Below are 18793 nucleotides of genomic sequence, written 5' to 3'. Positions count from 1 at the left end.
TTTCCTTATATTGATTGAAAGCAAACATTTTATTTAATTTATCTTTTATAAACACTTAAAAACAACATTGAATCAATTTTAAAAGTATCATAAAATGACACTTTTGTGACAAAAATAGTTATTTGCTATTAAGACTTTCTTACATAAACTTTCAAAGTTGAGAAAGGATAAAAAATGATAGATTATATTTTAAAAAGAGATGGAACAAAACAAAAGTTTGAAGTCTATAAAATCGAAGATGCAATAAAAAAAGCTTTTAAAAGTGTAAATATAAAATATGATAAAGAGGCTTTTTTTTCTGTGTTATTTCAAATAAAGTCAAAAAGTATCAAAGAAGTAGAAACTATACAAGATTTAATAGAAAAAGAGCTTTATAAAAGTGGATATTTCGATGTTATGAAGAGTTTTATACTATATAGACATCTTCATAAAATTCAAAGAGAACAAATATTAGGATTAAATGATGATACAACTTATGTAAATTCAACTCAAACAATACAAGAGTATATAAATGGAGAAGATTGGAGAATAAAAGCAAATTCAAATACAGGATACTCTCACGCAGGACTTATAAATAATAGTGCAGGGAAAATAATAGCAAACTATTGGCTTGATAAGATTTATACAAAAGAGCAAGGCTATGCTCATAGAAATGCAGATATTCATATTCATGATTTAGATTGCTTGAGTGCTTATTGTGCAGGTTGGAGTTTAAGAGTACTTCTTGATGAAGGATTTAATGAAGTAAGAGGAAGAGTTGAGAGTTTTGCTCCAAATCATTTTAGAGAAGCTTTGGGACAAATGGCAAATTTTTTGGGAATACTTCAAAGTGAATGGGCTGGAGCTCAAGCTTTTAGCAGTTTTGATACTTATTTAGCACCTTATATTTTTAAAGATAAACTTGAATTTAAAGAGATAAAAAAAGCAATTAGAAGTTTTATTTATAATCTTAATGTTCCAGCAAGGTGGGGACAAAGTCCTTTTACAAATATCACTATTGATTGGACAGTTCCAAGTGATTTAAAAGAACAAATCCCAACTCGTAATCAAAAACATCTTTTTTTAGATTTAAAAGATACAAACCTTTTAGAAGAAGCTAAAAATAGGGGAGTTAATAGCTTAGAAGAGCTTACTTATAAACATTTTCAAAAAGAGATGAATCAAATAAATAAAGCATATTATGAGATTATGACTGAAGGTGATAAAACAGGGCAACCTTTTACTTTTCCAATACCAACAGTCAATATAACTGAAGATTTTGATTGGGAAAGTGAAAATATAGATATTTTATTTGAAAATACAGCAAAAATAGGAAGTAGTTATTTTCAGAATTTTGTAGGAAGTCAATATAAAAAAGATGAAAATGGAAATTTAGTAGCAAATGCTGAAGCTTATAAACCAGGGCATGTAAGAAGTATGTGTTGTAGATTGCAACTTGATTTAAGAGAACTTTTGAAACGTGGGGGAGGTTTATTTGGAAGTGCTGAAATGACGGGAAGTATTGGAGTTGTAACTATAAATATGGCAAGGCTTGGATATTTATATAAAAATGATGTTAAAGGGCTATACAGTAGAATTGAAGAGCTTATGGATTTAGCAAAAGATAGTTTAGAGAAGAAAAGAGTTTTTGTACAAGAGATGTATGATAGAGGTCTTTATCCTTATACAAAAAGATATTTACCACATTTTAATAATCATTTTTCAACTATTGGTATAAACGGTATGAATGAGATGTTAAAAAACTTTTTTGAAGAAGAAAATGTAGATTTATCTACTAAAAAAGGTATTGATTTTACTTTAGAATTATTAGATTTTATGAGAGCAAAAATGGTTGAATATCAAGAACAAACTGGAAATTTATACAATCTTGAAGCAACTCCAGCAGAAGGAACAACTTATAGGTTTGCAAAAGAGGATAAAAAACGATATAAAGATATTATACAATCAGGACTTGATAAAAATATTTATTATACAAACTCTTCTCAATTACCAGTAGATTTTACAGATGATCCATTTGAAGCTTTGGAGTTACAAGATGATTTACAGTGTAAATATACTGGAGGAACGGTTCTTCATTTATATATGAAAGAACAAATTTCAAATAGTGAAGCTTGTAAAAAATTGGTAAAAAATGTAATAACAAATTTTAGATTACCATATATCACGATAACACCACTATTTTCAGTTTGCCCTAAACACGGTTATTTAACTGGAGAATATGAGTATTGTCCAAAATGTGATGATGAAATTATAAAAAAGGAGTTAGAGAATGGAAAAAATAAAATTGCTTGATGTCAATTTGAGTTTATCTCAACAAAAAAATATGGAAAAAAGAACTAAATGTATAGTATATACTAGGGTTATGGGTTATCATAGACCAGTTGAAAGTTTTAATATAGGAAAAAAAGGTGAACATAAACAAAGAGTTAAATTTACTGAACCAAAAAATTGTTTATGATTTTACAAGATTTACAACAACAGATTATGTAGGTGAAATATCCTGCATAGTTTGGCATATATCTTGTAATCTTAGATGTAACTATTGTTATAATGATAATATAGTTTTTGCTAAACAAGGTTTATATACTCACAATGATATTTTGGATTTTTTAAGTAAAAGAAGAACTCTTTTAACAGCTGTTGTACTATCTGGTGGAGAAGCTACTATACATAATTTGGTATTTTTTTGTGAGAAAGTTAAAAAGCTAGGTTTTAAAATAAAACTTGACACAAATGGAACAAATTTAAAGGCAATAAAAAAGCTATTATCTAAAAATCTTATTGATTTTATAGCAATAGATTTTAAAGCCCCAAAATATAAATATAAATTGATAACAAAAAAAGATAGTTATGATGATATGTTAAATACAATTAAATATCTTTTAAAAATAGATTTTCCTTTTGAACTTAGAACAACTGTAAATAGGAATTTTATTGATGAAAATGATATAAATGAGATGATAAACACTATTTATTGTTTGGGATATCGTAATGTTTATTATGTACAGAATTTCTTACAAACCTCATCAAATATAGGAAATATTACTCAAAACAAGCTATTAAATAAGGATTTAATAGATAATTCGAAATTAGCTATCAAGTACAGAAATTAAATATCCTTGTGAAGATACATTCTCTATTAAATCTTTTGATGTTTTGACTCTTAATCTTTTTATAAAAGTTCTTACTCTTTCATTACTAACTTCATCTTCCCAAAGATTTTTTTTAATATCTTCTATTCTTACAAGGGAGTTTTTATTTTTGATTAAAATATATAAAAATTCTCTTTCTCTTTTTGTAATATTAACTAAAATATCATCTTTGTATAAGCTTAAACTATTATTATGAAATACAAAACTATCTTTTAAAACTATTGATTTACTTTTTATGATTTTATTTGATATCTCTTTTAAATATTCAATAAAGCTTTCAATATCGAATGGTTTTATAAAATATTTAGATATTCCCAAATCTATAGCTTTTAAAAGCATCTCTTTTTGACTATAAGCACTTAAAATTATGATAGGTATTGAGCTGTTTTGTTCTTTTATCTTTTGGCTCATCTCTAAGCCTGTTAATTTAGGCATCATAATATCGCTTATTATTATATCTGGTTTAAAACTTTTAAATTTTTTTAAACCTTCTTCTCCATCTTTTGCGATACTTATTTTGAAAAATAGTTCTTTGATTGATGATTTTATGAGATTTGCTAGTTTTTGTTCATCTTCTACTATTAAAATTTTTAAATTTTTCATAAAATTAACCTAAAATTGGGAATTTAATAGTGAATTTTGAGCCATTAGGTATTTTTTCATAAAAGATATTACCATTAAAACTATTTTCTATTATTATTTTAGATATAAATAACCCAAGTCCTGTTCCACTACTTTGATATTTTGTTGTAAAATAAGGTTCATATATATGATTTTCTATCTCTTTTGGAATACCTAAAGCATTATCAATAATCTCTAAATAGATAAATTCATTATCTTCAAAACTTTTAATATCAATCTCTTTTTGTGAGATTTGTTTTTCATTAAAAGCATCTTTTGAGTTTGAAATGAGATTTAATATAACTTGTACAAGTTCATTTCTTATACCAAGAATTTCTAAATCTTCTTTTATATTAAATTTGATATTTATTTTTTCATCTTCTACTATTCTTGATATTATTTTCAAGGCTTCATTTATTGCAAGATTTAATAAAAAAGTACTTTTATGTTTTTGTGGAGTAAAAAAGTCTGTAAAATCTTCAATTGTATTTGACATATTTGAAATAAGGTTTTTACTACTATCATAAAGTTTTTCAAGCTCTTTTTTATCTTCTTTTTCAAAAGCTTTTTTTAGATTATATAGGCTTAAATTTAGTTCAGTTAAAGGTTGTCTCCATTGATGGGCAATATTTGCCAACATCTGTCCTAAACTTGCCATTCTTGATTGTAAAAAGATGATTTTTTGTTTTTCTTCTAGTTCTTGTTGCAACATCACTTCATTTGTAATATCATATCTGATTGCAATAAACTCAATAATATTTTCAAACTCATCTAAAATAGGAATAATTGTCGTATTTAAATATAAATCTTTTTTATTTTTTGAGAGATTTTTTACTGTTGCTTTATATACTTTTTTATCTAAAATTGAATTCCAAAGAGTTTGAAAATTCTCTTTTGGCGTATCAGGATGTCTTACTATATTGTGATTTCTACCTATAAGTTCATCTTTTGTAAAACCAAAAAGATTACAAAACTCATCATTTACAAATGTGATAATTCCATTTATATCAGTTTTTGAAACTATATTTGAGTTTTCTATTGCTTTTTGGTAGTTATTCATCTTATTTTTTATTTAATATCTCACAAACTTCTTTTGCATGATAACTTATGATGATATTTGCTCCAGCTCTTTTAAAAGCTATCATAGTTTCCATCATAACTCTTTCATAATCTATAAGTCCAGCAATTCCAGCATGTTTTAGCATAGCATATTCACCACTTACATTATAAACACAAAGTGGAAGTTTTGTCTCATTTCGTATATCTCTAACAATATCTAAAAAAGCAAGTGCTGGTTTAACCATAAGTATATCTGCACCTTCTTTTTCATCTTCAAGTGATTCATTAATAGCTTCTAGTCTATTTGCAGAATTCATCTGATATGTTCTTCTATCTCCAAAACTAGGAGTTGATTCAGCCACATCTCTAAATGGACCATAATATCCACTAGCAAATTTAGTAGAATATGCCATAATAGGTAAATCTTTGAAACCATTTTCATCTAAAGCATTTCTAAGTGTTGTGATAATTCCATCCATCATTCCACTTGGTGCTATCATATCTGCACCTGCACGTGCATGAACTAAAGCTTGTTGTGCTGATATTTCAAGTGTTTTATCATTGTGAACACTTTGTGTTTTTGGGTCAAGTATTCCACAATGTCCGTGGTCTGTATATTCACAAAAACATAAATCTGTAACTATAAACATATTTGGAAATTTATCTTTTATAGCTTTTATTGTTCTTGCAATGATACTTTCATCACACAAACATTCACTTCCCACAGAATCTTTTGTATCAGGAATGGCAAAAAGTATAATAGAGTTTAGTCCTATTTTTTGTAAATATTCACACTCTTTTAAAATCTCATCAATACTCATTTGAAAAACTCCTGGCATTGAAGAAATTTCAGTTTTTATACCTTTTCCTTCTTTCACAAAAAGTGGATATATAAAATCATCTTTACTTAAAGTTGTTTCTTGAACTAAATTTCTTAAAGTTTCATTTAATCTTAATCTTCTAAATCGTTTAAACATAATATTTACCTCTTTTGGTTATAATCTTTGCGATTTTAACAGTTTAAGGTTTAAATACAAATGAATATAATCGAATCAAATATAGCAAATTTACCTACAAGATATGGAAAATTTAAGATAAAAGCATACAAAGATGGATATCAAGAACATTTAGCAATAATGAGTCAAGATTTTGAGAATTTAGAAGCTCCATATGTAAGAATTCACTCAGAATGCCTTACAGGAGATACTTTAGGAAGTCTAAAATGTGACTGCCAAAGTCAATTGGACTTATCTTTAAAATTTATTGCACAAAATGGTGGTTTGGTAATATACCATAGACAAGAAGGTCGAAATATAGGTTTAGTAAACAAAGTAAATGCTTATGCACTTCAAGATAATGGAAGAAATACTATTGAGGCAAATTTAGAACTTGGATTTGCTGAAGATGAACGAGATTATCGAGTTGTTGGGTATATTTTTGAGAACTTGAAAATAGAAAAGCTAAAACTTATCACAAATAACCCTGAAAAACTAAAATATGTTGAAAGTTTGGGTGTTGAAATAGTTGAAAGAATACCAGCTATTATCAAATCAAACAAATATAACGAAGCTTATTTATCTACTAAAAAAGAGAAAATGGGACATCTAATTTGAGTTTAAAAAGTTTACTTGAAAGAAATAACTTAGATTTTGAAGATAGTTTTTATGAAGATTGTAAAATTTTTATAGAACTTTTACAAAAATGGGGCAAAGTTCACAATTTAAGTGGAAGATTAAGTGTTGAAGATATAAATGAAAATATTTTAGATTCACTCTATCCATTAAAATTTATAGAAAGTTTTTCAAGTTTTGCAGATATTGGAACGGGAGCAGGTTATCCAGGGCTTATTTTAGCTATTGCAAAAAAAGATATAAAAGCTTTTTTAGTAGAACCAAGAGTAAAAAGAGTAGCTTTTTTAAACTTTGTAAAAGCTAGTTTAGGATTAAAAAATCTTACTATTATTCAAAAAAGAGCTGAAGATGTGGAAGATATTAAAGTAGATTTAATTACAAGTAGAGCTGTAACAAATACAAAACTTTTATTGGAAATCACAGCAAATATGCAAAAATCTGATACCTCTTATCTTTTCTATAAGGGAAGTATGCTTGAAAGTGAACTAGAAATTGCGAAAATAAACAACTATAAAATTGTTTCAAAACATGATAGAAATTACTTATATATAAAGGCTTAATTATGTTACTTAAAATTTTAGGATTAATAATTATTGGTTTTTTGATTTACCTTATTTTTTTTAAAAAATCAAGAAAAAATGATATAAAAAAAGATGATAAATTAATCTCTGATGAAATGGTAGAGTGTCCAACTTGTAAAACTTTTATTTCTCAAAAAGAGGGGATTGTTAGTAGTGGGAAATTTTATTGTTCAAATGATTGTTTAAATAAAAGGTAAATATATGTTAATAATAGGTGATAACTTAGTACCTTATGAAAAACCTTATTTTATAAGAAGTATTGAAGATATAAAAACTACAAAACCAAACTCTATTTTGCTATTTAATTATGATGAAAAAATAGCCAAATATTGTTATGAAAACTCTTTAAATTTTGCTGTGATTGTAGAAAATTTGAAAGAAGCAATATATGCAAATAGTTTAAATTCAAGATATATAATTTCTAAAATAAAATTAGCTAAAAAAATACAAAAAATAGCAGAGAATTATATGTTTGATTCTAAAAATTTAGCTATTATTTACTCAAATGATGAACTAGAAAAAGTTGCTAAAAAAGAGATAGATGGTGTAATTTACAATAAATTACTATCTTAAAATTAAAATAGGATTTAAATTGAAAGAGATACTAGATACAATAGTTATAATTTTATTTGTTTTTATGGTTGCTATGTTTATTATAAACTTCAACCGACAGCAGATAAAAAAACATACAGATAAAATCAAAGAGAATGAAAAAAATACAACTTCTAAAAAGGAAAATATAGATGAATAAACCACTTTTAATTGAGATTGGTGTTGAAGAATTACCAGCTATTCCATTTTTAAATGAATTACCAAATATTGAGAAAAAATGGAGCAATATTTTAGAAAAAAATAGACTTTTATGTGATTTTGACTTTTTTTATACTCCAAGAAGGTTAGTTTTATGGCATAGAGAATTTCAAGTAAAACAAGAAGATAGTGTTGTTGAGCAATTTGGAGCACCAGTTAAAATAGCATTTAAAGATGGAGTTCCCACAGGTGCAGCTGTTAGTTTTGCTTCAAAATTAGGAGTGGAAGTTTCTCAACTTCAAACAAAAGATTTAGGAAAAGGTGAAGTTTTATATTTTAAACAAGAGTTAAAAGGTGAAGAATCTAAAAATCTTTTAAACAGTATGATAAATGAATTTATATCTTCTTTAAACTTTGGAAAGTCTATGAGATGGGCAAGTAGAAGTGATAGTTTTATAAGACCAATTAGAAGTTTAAGTGTTGTTTTAGGTGATGAAATAGTTGAAGCAGAACTTTTTGGAGTTAAATCTTCTAATTTTTCTTTTGCTCACAGAATGGTATCTTATGAACCTTTTAGTTTTGATTTTGCTGGAGATTATTTTTGTAAACTTGATAAAAATGCAGTTATACTGTATCCAGATGAAAGAAGAAAAATCATCTTAGAACAGATGAAAAATATTGAACAAAGACACAATATCAAAATAGAAATAGATGGTGAACTTTTAGATGAAGTTGTTGCTATTACAGAGTATCCAACTGCACTTATTGGGAAGTTTGATGAAGAATTTTTAACTCTTCCACCAGAAGTTATAGTAACTTCTATGAAAGAAAATCAAAGATATTTTGCAGTTTATAAAGATGATAAATTAACAAATAATTTTATTGTTGTTTCAAATGCTAAAACAGATGATTTTGGATATATCATACAAGGAAATGAAAAAGTTTTAAGACCAAGACTAGCTGATGCTATGTTTTTTTATAAAAATGATATAAAAAATGGTTTATCAAATGAAGGGCTTAAAAAACTTGTTTTTGTCGAAGGTTTAGGTTCTATGTATGATAAATGTGAAAGAGAAGCTAAAATAGCTTCTTATTTAGCAAATACTTTAAATTTAAATGAAAAAGAGTTAGTAAATAAAGCTGTTATGCTTTCAAAAGCTGATTTGATGAGTGAAATGGTTTATGAATTTACGGAACTTCAAGGATTGATGGGATATTACTATGCAAAAATAGCGAATGAACCTGAAATTTTAGCATTGGCTTTAAAAGAACAGTATTTACCAACAGGAGAAGAGTCTGAACTTCCTTCAACAGTTTTTTCAAGTATTGTAGCTTTATCAAATAAAATAGATAATCTTATGGCTTTATTTAGTGTAGGAAAAATTCCAACTGGTTCAAAAGATCCATTTGGACTTAGAAGAGCGGCACTTGGAATAGTAAGAATAGCTATAAAACATAAACTTGCTATTGATTTTACAAAAATAGTTGATGAATTGTCAGGAAATTATAAAAATTTAGATAAAAAAATTTTAATTGAATTTTTCAATGAAAGATTGTTTAAAATATTTGATAGTGTAAATCCAACTGTTTTAAAAGCAGTATTATCAAGTGGTGAAAGTGATATTTATAAAATCTCTTTAAAAGTTGAAGCTTTAAATCCAATAGTTCAAAGTGATAATTTCAAAGATTATGTAACTACATTTAAAAGAGTTGCAAATATCATAAAAGATGTTGATTTAAAAGATTTAACTATAAATGAAAGTTTATTTGAAGTAAATGAAGAAAAAGAGCTTTATAGCCTATTTAACAAAGTTATAACTACAAATTTTGAAACTTTTGAAGAAGAACTTGAAGCACTTTTTGCTTTAAAACCACAATTAGATAACTTTTTTGAGAATGTATTTGTAAATCACGAAGATGAAAAAATAAGAACAAATAGAAAAAATCTTATAGGTCTTGTTTATCAAGGATTTAGAAAAATAGCTGATATTAAAGAGATTACTATCTAATGCAAATAAGAGTTTACTACGACGATACAGATTGTGGAGGGATAGTTTATCATTCAAACTATTTAAAGTTTTGTGAAAGAGCCAGAAGTGAATTGTTTTTTCAAAAAGGTTTGTCTCCACACAATGGAGATGAATTTTTTGTAGTAAAATCTTGTGAAGCAAACTGGATAAAATCAGCAGTTTTTGCTGATATTTTAGAAGTTAAAACAAAGCTTATAGAGAAAAAATCTGCTTCAATTTTAATGAAGCAAGAGATTTTTAGAGAAAATGAAAAGATATTTGAAGCAACTTTTAAACTAGCTTTCTTAAAAAACTTCAAACCAGCAAAAATCCCTGAATATATATTTTCTATATTGGAGTAAAATATGAAAAAACTAATACTAATTTTACTTTTTTCTTTGAATATTTTTGCAAATGAGGTATTTTTACTTCCTGATGAGTCGAAAATTGCACAAGAAAAAATCAAATCTTTAATAAAAGAAGCAAAATCTTCTATTTTTATTGCTATGTACAATTTTTCGTATAAAAAAATAGCAAAAGATTTACTAGAAGCTTCAAAAAATGGTACAGATATAACTGTTTTATTTGATGGTGAGAAAGTTTCAAAAGATGATGATGTTTTAAAACTATTTAAAGATAGCAAAATAAAAACTATTGTAAATAAAGATAAAAATAAAATGCACATAAAAGCTATGTTAATAGATGACAATTTAGCTCTTATAGGTAGTACGAATTTTACAAAAAAATCATTTGAAGAAAACTATGATTTGATTTATATCTCAAAAGATGAGAAGTTAATATCTAAATTAAAAGAGTTTAGAGCAAAATTTGAATAAAATATAATCTTTAAAATATATTATAAAGGATTATATGTGTTAGAGATATTTGTTATCGCATTTTGTATCTATTTTGCTGTTAATATTTACACTTCATTTATGCAAATAGGTTTTATACAAGATGCAAGAAAATTGGAAGCTATTATTTTAGAACCATCAAAATATCTGGAAGCTTCGAACTATTCAATAGAAAAAGAGAAGTTAAATCTTGCTTCAACTTTTTATGATTTTGTTCTATTTATTATATGGATTGGTTTTGGATTAAAAACTTTAGATTCTTTTATACAAATTGATGAATATTGGCTAAAAGCTATTATTTTTGTAGATTTATTTATCATTATAAATTGGTTTTTAGGTTTACCATTTGAACTATATTCAACTTTTAAACTAAATAAAAAATATGAATTTTCAAACATTACACCAGCACTTTTTATAAAAGATACTATTAAAACTGGTATTTTATTTTTAGTTTTTGGCTCACTTGTGATTGCAGCAATTGCATTTATCATTCAAAACTTCCCAGCTTGGTGGATTTTTGGATTTATTTTTATTTTTGCTGTAATTATACTTATAAATATGCTTTATCCAGTTATTAGAGATAAAATGTTCGATAAATTTGAAAATCTAAAAGATAAAGAACTTGAAGAAAAAATAGAAAAACTTTTAGATGAAGTAGGGTTTAAAAGTAGTGGTGTTTACAGTGTTGATGCAAGTAAAAGAGATAATAGATTAAATGCTTATTTTGGTGGACTTGGAAGCACAAAAAGAGTTGTTTTATTTGATACTTTAGTTGAAAAATTAACTCACAATGAATTATTGGCTGTTTTAGGGCATGAATTAGGACACTTTAAAAATGGTGATATTTTAAAAAATATAGGTATTATGGGATTTGTTATGTTTGTTTTCTTTGCTATATTTGGAAATTTAAATGATGAACTATTTTTAGGATTATCTTTAAACAACGAGCCTTATGCGATAATAACGGTATTTTTGATATTTTCTCCAATATTGTCATTTTTCTTGATGCCTTTAATATCTCTTATTTCAAGACACAATGAGTATAAAGCAGATGAATTTGGCTCAAATTTAGCTACAAAAGAGGATTTAGTAAATGCTTTATTAAAACTTGCAAATGAAAATAAATCATTTCCATTATCTCATCCTTTATATATTTTCTTTTACTACTCTCATCCACCTTTGATTGAGAGATTTAAAGAGCTTGGATATGATGTACATACAAAAAAATTTAGTGATAAGATATGATAAATATTGACTATTTTATTTTAGTAGCCTTTGTAGGATTGGTTTTAGTAATCTTTTTGGCTACTAGATTTTTTATACGACAAAAATATCAAAATATCATAAACTCTTATGAGTTAAAACTTGCAAATATTGAAGAACTTTTCAGGATTGAAAAAGAGAGTTTAAAAGAAAAAATTGCTTTTTTAGAAAATAATAAACAACAGATGAAACTAGAGTTTGAAAACCTTGCAAATAGACTTTTTGATGATACTCAAAAAAAATCAAACCAAAATATAAATCAAGTTTTAACACCTTTTAAAGAGCAATTAACTCTATTTGGAACAAGAGTAAATGAGATCTTCAATGAAGATACAAAACAAAGAAGTTCTCTTATAACAGAGATAAAAAATCTAAAAGAGTTAAACAATCAAATTTCACAAGATGCTATAAATCTTACAAAAGCTTTAAAAGGACAAAATAAACTTCAAGGTGATTGGGGAGAAATGATTTTATCTTCAATATTGGAGCAAACTGGACTTAGAAAAGGCTTAGAATACAAAGTTCAAAACTCTTTTAAAGATGATAGTGGAAAACTATTTCGTCCTGATGTGATAGTTCATCTTCCAACAAACAAAGATATTATCATTGATTCAAAACTATCTTTAAATTCATATATTGACTATACAAATAGTGAAGATGAAAATGATAAAAAAGATGCTTTAAACAAACTTGTAAGTTCTATAAATAGTCATATTAAAGATTTGAGTTCAAAAAAATATGAAAATTTGAGTGATTTAAGAAGTTTAGATTTTGTTTTGATGTTTATCCCTATTGAAGGGGCTTTTATCTTGCTAAACCAAACAAATCAAAATATTTTTGAACTAGCTTTAAAAAATAATATTATGCTAGTTTCTCCATCGACTTTATATATTACTTTACGAACTATTGAAAATATTTGGGCAGATGAAAGACAAAATGAAAATGCAAAAGAGATATCAAAACAAGCAGGTGATTTATATGATAAATTTGTAGCTTTTGTTGAAGATGTAGAATCTATTGGAAACTATCTAAATAAAAGCCAAGATTCATATGAAAAAGCTATGAATAAACTAAGTTCTGGAAGAGGAAATCTTATCTCAAGAGCAGAGAAATTCTTGGATTTGGGAGTAAAACCAAATAAAAAAATATCAGAAAAATATCTTTTAAATAAAGAATAATAATTTATAAATATTACCATAACAAGAAAGTGGCAAGTTTTTGTTATGATTTTATATTAAAAAGATAATTTATTTCAAATTAAAATTACACAAGGAGAGAAATATAGAATGAAAACTTATATTAAAATATTTTTTTTAGCACTTTTAATAGTATCTATTTTTAGTGGGTGTGGTGCGATAAAGTTATCAAAATATGACCTTAAGGAAACATATTCAGAAAAACAAGTATTAGTTTATGACAAAACTATTAGTTTACCTACAAGCTCATATATATCCAATATGCAATTTTCTCCAACAAATAAAGATGAAATAGCTATATCATTAAGAGATACTAGAAAATATGATTTATTTCAAACTGACCATTTTATGCTTATAGATTTAAAAAGTGGAAAATTAAAAAAAGATATAAAGCTTGATAAAACAAATGCTCTTTATACTTCAAATTTTAAATACGCAGAAGATGGTAAAAAAATATATATAAGTGGTATTTACGAAGAGGTACTTAAAACAAGGTGTGATGTTAGAGGTAAAAATGGTGGTGGTACTACTCATATTTTTGAATATGGAAAAAATAGTAATAAAGATTGTACAAAAATTGAAGATATTATTATAAAAGAGCGTACTAAAGATAAATTTACTATATTAGATTTAGAAACAAATAATCTAGTTCATAATTACTATAATTGTGATAATTTTATATCACAAGAATACAAAAATAAGGAAGGAGTAGAAGTTTTTTGTTATGATACTACAGCAATGAAAAATTTTAGAAAATATAAGTATATAGATAGATTAAATAAAAAAGGTGGAGAGGGAATAGCCCTATATGATAAAGATAGTTTTAAAACAAAAAAAATTATTACAGCAGATAATAGACTAGATACTCAATTTAAAGTAGTAGTTATAAGTGAAAACGGACAATATGTACTTTTTGAAAAAGTTATTATAGATAGCAAAGAACATATTACAAATAAAAAATATATAGTATATGATTTAAAAAATGATAAATTTATTCATAGTTTTGATTCGCCATTTACTGTATATGGTAGAGGGGAAGCTTTTATAGATAAAGATACTTTCCTTTTCGAATACGGTGAAAATGGTGAAATTGGCTCTAAAAGAAATCTAGGGATTGTAAATCTTGTTACAAATGAAAAAAAGAGTTTTTTTTGTCATGAGAAAAAAATATGTTCTATAAATAAAGGAATTTATAACTTAAATAATAGATATATGATATGGGCATGGTATTCAACCATTTATATTTTTGATAAAAAAGATATGAAAATAGTTCAAGAGTTTAATGAAGTAGAAAATTTTACACTAAGTAGAGATTTTAAAAAAGTTGTTTTTTATACACTTAATAATGATTTATATTTATACAATATATCACAAGGAGAATAAATACTATGGCGGCATTTCTCATTCCAAACATCATCATTGTGAATGCAGATGAAAATTAAAATGAAATGATAATATTATTTAGAAAAGATATCCATTTCTAAGCTAGAGCTTGGGAACGAATTAAAAATCTTTCAGCAATATTAATTTAAAGATAATATATAATAATTTTTTTAAATATTAAGGATATAGATGAAGTGGGAAGATAATAGAAGAAGTTCAAATGTAGAAGATAGAAGAGGCGAAACTCAAAATTTTGGAAGCAGAACAAGTGGTTCTTCTATGCTAGCTTTATTACCTTTGATAAAGGCACTTTTAGGTACAAAAATAGGAAGAATTATCTTAATTGTTGGTGTTGTCGCATATTTTATTTTTGGGATAAATCCTTTAGCTTTACTTGATGGAGGAACTCAAAGTAATCAAACAAATAAAGTAGTAAATCAAGCACAAGATGATAAAAGTGCTATGTTTGTGAGTGCTGTTTTAGCCCAAACTGAAGATATTTGGGCAAATATTTTTAAAGAGAATGGATTGAGATATCAAGAGCCAAAACTTGTACTTTTTAGAGGTGGAGTTAAAAGTGCTTGTGGATTTGCATCTTCACAAGTTGGACCATTTTACTGTCCTGTTGATAGTAAAGTTTATCTTGATTTATCTTTTTTTGATGAATTAGCAAAAAAATATAATGCTTCTGGAGATTTCGCACAAGCTTATGTAATAGCTCATGAAATAGGGCATCATATACAAAACCTTTTAGGAACTTTAAACAAAGTCCAACAAGCAAAAAGTAGCCTTTCAACTACAAAACAAAATGCTCTTCAAGTTCAAGTAGAACTACAAGCTGATTGTTATTCTGGTATTTGGGCTCATCATTCACAAGCTATATTTAACTCTTTAGAAGATGGTGATTTACAAGAGGCTTTAAATGCTGCAAATGCAATAGGGGATGATACTTTACAAAAACAAGCTCAAGGTTATGTAGTTCCAGATTCTTTTACTCATGGAACTTCAAAACAAAGAATGGAAGCTTTTAAAAAAGGATTTAAAACTGGAGATTTAGAAACTTGTAGTTTCTAAACTCTTTTTTTGAATATTTTTGGAAATTTAAGATTATTTAAAATATATATTGAAATCATCGCAAAAACTACTCCAATTATAGTATTTACTCCAACTTCTTCTCCTAAAAAAATAGCTCCTAAAAAAATAGCACTTATAGGTACTAAAAATACAAAACTAGAAACTTCTTTTGCTCCAAGTTTTGTAGCACCTAAAAAATATATAGAAGTTCCAAATGTTGTGCTTAGGATTGTGATTACAAATACATTGAACCAAAAATTAAAGTCATAATTTATCACTGTTTGGAAAATAGAGTTATCAATATATAAAATATAAATAATAAAAGTTGAGATAACATAAGTATAAAAAGTAAATACAAAAGCGTTTATTTTTGTAGCTTTTGCTGTTATTATCGTGATAATTGCCCATAAAAATGAGATAGTTACAAAGTAAATATTGTCTTTTGAAAATATCTCATCTGCTTGAAAATTCCAAACATTTAACATATTTAAAACTCCAAAAGCACCCAAAACTAAAGCAAAAGAGTGCTTTAATGAAATTGTTTTTTTAGAAAGTATTGCTACAAGAAGATATGTTGCTATTGGTATTAAAGTAGGAACTAATGCTCCACCAAAACTCCCTGTTCCATGATCAACTCCAAAAAACATAAAAACAGAATATAAAACCAATAAAATAGAAGCAATTACTACTAAGATAAAAGTTTTTAAATCCATTTTATATGGCATTTTTAAAAAATATACAATGGGAATCATAGAAATAAAACAAATTCCCATTCGTAAAAATACCATTTCATAGGCATTTATATAGGTAGTTAAAACTTTGGTGCTTATCCAAGAAGCACCCCAAAATATCATAGCAAGAACTATTAAAATATAAAAAAAGTTTTTATTCATTATTTAAGGTTGTTTAACAACAATATATCTACTAAATCACCAGCTTTTATATCTTCACTATTTTCATCTTGTATTAAAAGTGCAGGATTACCTAGCATATTTGTCAAAATAGCACTTGTTCCTTGCTTTTTACCTACAAAATCTATAATATATTCACTATTTTTATATTCAACATTACAGGCAGTAAAAATAGTTTTATTTTGAGTTTTTTTGAAATCTTGATTTATTTTAGCTTTTATTATAGGTAATCTTTCATTTGCTTTTCTAAATCTATAAATCAAAGGTAAAACATACAAAATTGCTGTAATTGTAGAAGAATAAGCAAATCCAGGAAGTGCTATGATGATTTTTTCATCTTTTAAAGCTACGAGTATATGCATACCAGGTTTTATACTAACTCCATGAAATAAAACTTCTGCTTTTAATTTATCTTTTATAACATCTTGTACAAAATCATAATCTCCAACTGAAACTCCACCAGTTGTTACTATAATATCAGCTTTTTGTAAAGCTGTTTCAAAAAAATCTGTAATAGTTTTTATATCATCTTCAACTGGACCCATTTGTAAAATATCTGCTCCATTACTTTTAAACAAAGCCTCTAATGTTAGGTGATTTGAACTTCTTATTTGTGCGTCATTTGTCTTTTCAACACCTAAATCTAAAATTTCACTTCCAGTACTAGCAACCGCTATTAAAGGTTTGATAAAAATATCTATTTGAGGAATATTTAGTGAAGCTAAAACACCAATTTCACTAAATCCTATTATTGTCCCAGCTTTGATTAAAATTTCATCTTTTTTGTAGTTTTCACCTATATTTCTAACTGCAAAACCAAAAGAAACAGGTTTTGTGATTTTTATTTTATTGTTTACAACTTCAACATTCTCAATAGGAACTAAAGTATCACTTCCTTGAGGCATAAGTGAACCTGTAAAAGTTTTAATACAAGTTTTGCTTTCAACACTTTTTTCTACCACAAATCCAGCTGGGTTTTTATCGATAATCTCTAAAAAATCGCTATTTATGTCTTCAAATTTTATAGCATATCCATCCATACCAGAAGTTGGAAACTCTGGGCTATTATGGTCTGCAACTATATCTTTTGCTAAAACTTGACCAATTGCATCTGAAATAAATACTCTTTTAGTTACAGATTTTGGAATTTTTATATTATTTAAAATTTCTAAAGATTTTTTATAACTTATAAAATCTCTCATTTTTATTTACCTAATCTATTGTATTTCATTATAATAACTTGTTCAAAAAGCATATTTCCAAAGCCTTCGGGTAAAGTATCGTTTGATTTTTCTACTTGATCAATAATTTTTTTTATCTCTTCATCACTTAAATATATCGCAATTGGTAAAATAGTCTCTTTTATCTTATCAATAAATATTAATTCTTCTTCATTTGTCATTGTTTCCCTTTAGAATAGGCTAATAAACCGAAATTATATATTTTTTATCTAAAATAGTTTATTAAAACTTTGTTGGATATAATCCCAAAAAAATAATTAGGAATAAAATTGATAGAATTAAGTAAAAAAATATCAACTATTATTGGAAGAACAAATGCAGAATATGGTTTGATAAAAGATGGTGATAGAATTTTAGTTGGATTTAGTGGGGGGAAAGACTCTCTTACACTAATTCATGCACTAAATAGAATAAAAAAAGTAGCCCCATATAAATTTGATTTTAAAGCTGTAACTGTAACTTATGGAATGGGTGAACAAATCGAGTTTTTAAGTAATCACTGTAAAGAATATGGAATTGAACATGAGATTATTGATACTCAAATTTTTGATTTAGCTGGAGAAAAAATAAGAAAAAATTCGTCTTTTTGCTCATTTTTTTCAAGAATGAGAAGAGGGTATTTATATACAACTGCATTAGAACAAGGCTACAATAAAGTTGCTCTTGGACATCATTTAGATGATGCTATGGAGTCATTTTTTATGAACTTTTTTTACAATGGTACAATGAGAACAATGCCACCAAAATATACAGCAGATAATGGTTTAGAAGTTATAAGACCTTTAATTTTTTGTAGAGAGAGACAATTAAGAGCATTTGCCAATACAAATGAAATAAGAGTAATCGGTGATGAAGCTTGTCCAGGGCTAAGATTTGATGTTAAAATGCCACATGCAAGAGCTACAACAAAAGAACTTTTAGCAAAACTAGAAGAAGAAAATCCAAAAATATTTGTATCTATGAAAAGTGCATTTAGTAATATACAATTACCAACATTTTTCTATAAAGATTTAAAAGATATAAAATTAGATATTAAAGATTAATGATACTAGAAATTTTCTAGTATCA

The 18793-nt window shown here is 26.1% G+C and carries 22 protein-coding genes; 16 read left to right on the top strand and 6 right to left on the bottom strand.

All coding sequences use genetic code 11. From position 1 onward, the window contains the following. The first annotated feature begins 174 nt into the window (after positions 1-174). From ACNSOS_RS01365 to ACNSOS_RS01355, 3 genes are read left to right on the top strand one after another with little or no spacing between them, the layout of a single operon-like run. Positions 175-2292 (top strand): ribonucleoside triphosphate reductase, encoded by a 2118-nt coding sequence (locus tag ACNSOS_RS01365; RefSeq protein ID WP_418185656.1) that lies wholly within the window; start codon positions 175-177, stop codon positions 2290-2292. 31 nt (positions 2293-2323) lie between these two features. After that, positions 2324-2458: an anaerobic ribonucleoside-triphosphate reductase gene (nrdD, locus tag ACNSOS_RS01360; RefSeq protein ID WP_418186321.1), complete on the top strand. Its 135-nt coding sequence runs from the start codon at positions 2324-2326 to the stop codon at positions 2456-2458. Next, complete coding sequence (locus ACNSOS_RS01355; RefSeq protein WP_418185655.1) at positions 2409-3113, top strand: anaerobic ribonucleoside-triphosphate reductase activating protein; 705 nt, start codon at positions 2409-2411, stop codon at positions 3111-3113. The genes nrdD and ACNSOS_RS01355 overlap by 50 nt, the downstream gene beginning before the upstream one ends. On the opposite strand, the gene ACNSOS_RS01350 is transcribed toward ACNSOS_RS01355, so the two are convergent. The 3 genes from ACNSOS_RS01350 to hemB are packed head-to-tail and all read right to left on the bottom strand — an operon-like array spanning position 3090 to position 5809. Next, a complete protein-coding gene (locus tag ACNSOS_RS01350) occupies positions 3090-3755 on the bottom strand; it encodes a response regulator transcription factor (protein WP_418185654.1) in 666 nt (221 codons plus the stop codon). The two genes, ACNSOS_RS01355 and ACNSOS_RS01350, sit on opposite strands and share 24 nt — an antisense overlap. A 4-nt stretch (positions 3756-3759) precedes the next feature. After that, positions 3760-4833, bottom strand: a complete 1074-nt coding sequence (locus tag ACNSOS_RS01345; protein WP_418185653.1) for a PAS domain-containing sensor histidine kinase — start codon at positions 4831-4833, stop codon at positions 3760-3762. Position 4834: 1 nt separating this feature from the next. After that, positions 4835-5809 carry a porphobilinogen synthase gene (hemB, locus tag ACNSOS_RS01340; protein WP_418185652.1) on the bottom strand — a complete coding sequence of 325 codons (975 nt, stop codon included), beginning with the start codon at positions 5807-5809 and terminating at the stop codon, positions 4835-4837. Between the two features lie 60 nt (positions 5810-5869). On the opposite strand from hemB, the gene ribA reads away from it, so the two are divergent. The 12 genes from ribA (at position 5870) to ACNSOS_RS01280 (ending at position 15573) form a co-directional block, all read left to right on the top strand. After that, complete coding sequence (gene ribA, locus ACNSOS_RS01335; protein WP_418185651.1) at positions 5870-6445, top strand: GTP cyclohydrolase II; 576 nt, start codon at positions 5870-5872, stop codon at positions 6443-6445. Further along, on the top strand, positions 6442-7023 hold the full coding sequence (gene rsmG / locus ACNSOS_RS01330; RefSeq protein ID WP_418185650.1) for a 16S rRNA (guanine(527)-N(7))-methyltransferase RsmG: 582 nt from the start codon (positions 6442-6444) through the stop codon (positions 7021-7023). The genes ribA and rsmG overlap by 4 nt, the downstream gene beginning before the upstream one ends. 2 nt (positions 7024-7025) lie before the next feature. Then, positions 7026-7241, top strand: a complete 216-nt coding sequence (locus ACNSOS_RS01325; RefSeq protein ID WP_113892525.1) for a PP0621 family protein — start codon at positions 7026-7028, stop codon at positions 7239-7241. 4 nt (positions 7242-7245) lie between these two features. Further along, positions 7246-7617, top strand: a complete 372-nt coding sequence (locus tag ACNSOS_RS01320) for a hypothetical protein (protein WP_418185649.1) — start codon at positions 7246-7248, stop codon at positions 7615-7617. Positions 7618-7636: 19 nt separating this feature from the next. Beyond that, complete coding sequence (locus ACNSOS_RS01315; RefSeq protein WP_418185648.1) at positions 7637-7795, top strand: hypothetical protein; 159 nt, start codon at positions 7637-7639, stop codon at positions 7793-7795. Further along, a complete protein-coding gene (gene glyS, locus ACNSOS_RS01310; protein WP_418185647.1) occupies positions 7788-9803 on the top strand; it encodes a glycine--tRNA ligase subunit beta in 2016 nt (671 codons plus the stop codon). Before ACNSOS_RS01315 ends, glyS begins: the two co-directional genes overlap by 8 nt. Further along, positions 9803-10165 (top strand): YbgC/FadM family acyl-CoA thioesterase, encoded by a 363-nt coding sequence (locus ACNSOS_RS01305; RefSeq protein WP_418185646.1) that lies wholly within the window; start codon positions 9803-9805, stop codon positions 10163-10165. Before glyS ends, ACNSOS_RS01305 begins: the two co-directional genes overlap by 1 nt. Positions 10166-10168: 3 nt before the next feature. Continuing rightward, positions 10169-10639, top strand: coding sequence for a phospholipase D-like domain-containing protein (locus ACNSOS_RS01300; protein ID WP_418185645.1), 471 nt, complete (start codon positions 10169-10171; stop codon positions 10637-10639). A 36-nt stretch (positions 10640-10675) separates the two neighbouring features. Beyond that, positions 10676-11902, top strand: coding sequence for a M48 family metallopeptidase (locus ACNSOS_RS01295; RefSeq protein WP_418185644.1), 1227 nt, complete (start codon positions 10676-10678; stop codon positions 11900-11902). Then, positions 11899-13098, top strand: coding sequence for a DNA recombination protein RmuC (locus ACNSOS_RS01290; protein ID WP_418185643.1), 1200 nt, complete (start codon positions 11899-11901; stop codon positions 13096-13098). Before ACNSOS_RS01295 ends, ACNSOS_RS01290 begins: the two co-directional genes overlap by 4 nt. A gap of 108 nt (positions 13099-13206) precedes the next feature. After that, a complete protein-coding gene (locus ACNSOS_RS01285; RefSeq protein WP_418185642.1) occupies positions 13207-14499 on the top strand; it encodes a hypothetical protein in 1293 nt (430 codons plus the stop codon). 189 nt (positions 14500-14688) lie between these two features. Continuing rightward, positions 14689-15573: a neutral zinc metallopeptidase gene (locus ACNSOS_RS01280; RefSeq protein WP_418185641.1), complete on the top strand. Its 885-nt coding sequence runs from the start codon at positions 14689-14691 to the stop codon at positions 15571-15573. Here ACNSOS_RS01280 and ACNSOS_RS01275 read toward each other — a convergent pair. The 3 genes from ACNSOS_RS01275 to ACNSOS_RS01265 are packed head-to-tail and all read right to left on the bottom strand — an operon-like array spanning position 15570 to position 17886. Beyond that, positions 15570-16466, bottom strand: a complete 897-nt coding sequence (locus ACNSOS_RS01275; protein ID WP_418185640.1) for a DMT family transporter — start codon at positions 16464-16466, stop codon at positions 15570-15572. The two genes, ACNSOS_RS01280 and ACNSOS_RS01275, sit on opposite strands and share 4 nt — an antisense overlap. Continuing rightward, a complete protein-coding gene (locus ACNSOS_RS01270) occupies positions 16466-17686 on the bottom strand; it encodes a molybdopterin molybdotransferase MoeA (protein ID WP_418185639.1) in 1221 nt (406 codons plus the stop codon). Before ACNSOS_RS01270 ends, ACNSOS_RS01275 begins: the two co-directional genes overlap by 1 nt. Positions 17687-17688: 2 nt before the next feature. Then, positions 17689-17886 carry a hypothetical protein gene (locus ACNSOS_RS01265; RefSeq protein WP_113892538.1) on the bottom strand — a complete coding sequence of 66 codons (198 nt, stop codon included), beginning with the start codon at positions 17884-17886 and terminating at the stop codon, positions 17689-17691. Positions 17887-17994: 108 nt separating this feature from the next. On the opposite strand from ACNSOS_RS01265, the gene ACNSOS_RS01260 reads away from it, so the two are divergent. Further along, positions 17995-18768, top strand: a complete 774-nt coding sequence (locus ACNSOS_RS01260) for a tRNA 2-thiocytidine biosynthesis TtcA family protein (protein WP_418185638.1) — start codon at positions 17995-17997, stop codon at positions 18766-18768. The last annotated feature ends 25 nt before the right edge of the window (positions 18769-18793 follow it).

This window comes from Aliarcobacter vitoriensis (genome assembly GCF_048320235.1).
Classification (GTDB): domain Bacteria; phylum Campylobacterota; class Campylobacteria; order Campylobacterales; family Arcobacteraceae; genus Aliarcobacter; species Aliarcobacter vitoriensis.
Note: the sequence above shows the minus strand (reverse complement) of the source record. Positions and strands in the feature narration are given on the sequence as shown.